Here is a 1,689-nt window from a genome sequence, read left to right as displayed (position 1 = left end):
GCTTGACTCGCGCCGCCGGGCTCAGACCACCACCATCCGGATAACGCATCCCACCGGCATACTCCCCAGCCCCGCCATGAGCACGCAACCACGCCGTGTTACCTCAGACTTTCAACCTCTGTAGCGCACCAGCAGTCGAGCAAACTGTCGGTGCGGTAAGAGCCTCACGCAACGCGACATCCGGCCTTTCGGGAAGGGAAGCGCGAACATGGTGACATTTCCGCACAAGCAAAAAGGGTTCAAGATAGCGCTGACCTCAATCGCGGCCGCGCTGGCACTCGGTGGTACGACTAGTCCAGCAACGGCAGCAGGCAGCGCGCTGGAATACCACTCGACATTCAACCAGCTTGACGCCGCGTATAATCAGGAAAAGTGCCACGCCTATGGCACACTCGGGAAGGATAGAGCCTGGTGGTCCGCTTATGGGTGCTTCCAGGTCCCGCCCCACACTGGCACCGCATATGAGCTATGGGTTGACTGGAACGCCTAACCTCGATTCTTCAGCTGGTTGGGGTGCGTGAGTGGCTCCGCGGGTTTCGCCCGTAATGTCCCCGAGGCGGTTGGGGCGGGCCGTCGCATGACGCTGCGGGGGCGCCGGGTTCCACGGGCCCGGAGGAGGCTCCTTCCTGGATCGTCGTGGTCGGGTCCGGCTCTCAGGTGAGAGCCGGCAGGTTGGTGAGGCGCTGCCAGGCCAGGACGAGTACCTGGGCCCAGGGCCAGGTGCGGTCGATGCGCAGGTGGCGGCGGCGGGCGTGGGCGGCCAGCCGGGCGGGCAGGTGGTAGAGCCGGTAGCGCATGGTGTCCGGCTCGGCGTGGTCCAGTCCGGGCTGGTCGTGCAGGGTAAGCAGGCGCAGCCAGCAGTCCAGGTCGTGGCCGAGGTTGGCGGCCAATACCCATCCTTTGCGGGTCGTGGGAGCCGGCGATGCCCCACATCCGGCCGATGTTGGTCACGGTGATCGAGTACTTCCAGCCGGTCCGGGTTTCGAAGGCGGTCAGGTTCTTGCGGTGGCGGGCCGAGGGGCGGACCCGGCGCACCAGCAGCCGCATGCCCGCGGGCCAGCCTTGGCGCTGGTTGAGGCCGGTCAGTTCGGCCACGTGGTAGCCGGGCTGCAGGTCACCGTCCTGGGTGATGGACTCTTGCCAGGCGGTGGCGGGCAGCCGGGCGATGGCTTGTTCGTCGAGGTCGGTGATCATCCAGCCGACCAGGTAGCGCACCGTGCGGCGGGCGGTGTTCAGCCCTTCCAGGTGGGTCAGCAGGTCGTGGGTGGCGCCCGCGCCGTCCACCCGTACCAAGATCTTGGCCTGGCAGGAGTTCGGGATCTGGGCCAGCGCGTCGGTGAGCATCCGCAGGTGCTCGGGGACGGTGTTGCTGCCGGCGTTCCCGGGCCGAAGCAGCATCGCCAGCGCTTCTTGGGTGTTGGCGCACCAGCAGGCCAGCGGGTGAAGGTCATACGTCTTCTTGAAGGTGACCGCCGCGCCGTGCTTGTCGGAGGTGGCGGTGATGATGGTGGCGTCGATGTCGATGACGATCCAGCCGCGCAGCCTGCTTCCAGAACCGGTAGGTGTGCTCAAGCAGCTTTCTACAGTGCACCTATATAGCTGTTAGGGCCTGGAGCTGCGATGATTGGCATCGAAGGTCTGCTGGAGTTGGCGGCAGTCGTCCAGCGGCTCAAGGAGCAGAGCGCCCCG

At 66.0% G+C, this 1,689-nt stretch carries 1 protein-coding gene and 1 pseudogene; both read right to left on the bottom strand.

Annotation, left to right across the window (positions count from 1 at the left end; all coding sequences use genetic code 11):
- Window positions 1-653 precede the first annotated feature (653 nt).
- A complete protein-coding gene (locus ACTWPW_RS64030; protein WP_443175011.1) occupies window positions 654-890 on the bottom strand; it encodes a hypothetical protein in 237 nt (78 codons plus the stop codon).
- Window positions 891-1,074: 184 nt separating this feature from the next.
- Window positions 1,075-1,572 (bottom strand): annotated as a pseudogene (locus ACTWPW_RS64025) (transposase); the annotation flags it as partial.
- Window positions 1,573-1,689 lie beyond the last annotated feature (117 nt).

The sequence above is a fragment of the Nonomuraea sp. KM90 genome, from assembly GCF_052246675.1.
Lineage (GTDB): Bacteria > Actinomycetota > Actinomycetes > Streptosporangiales > Streptosporangiaceae > Nonomuraea.
Note: the sequence above shows the minus strand (reverse complement) of the source record. Positions and strands in the feature narration are given on the sequence as shown.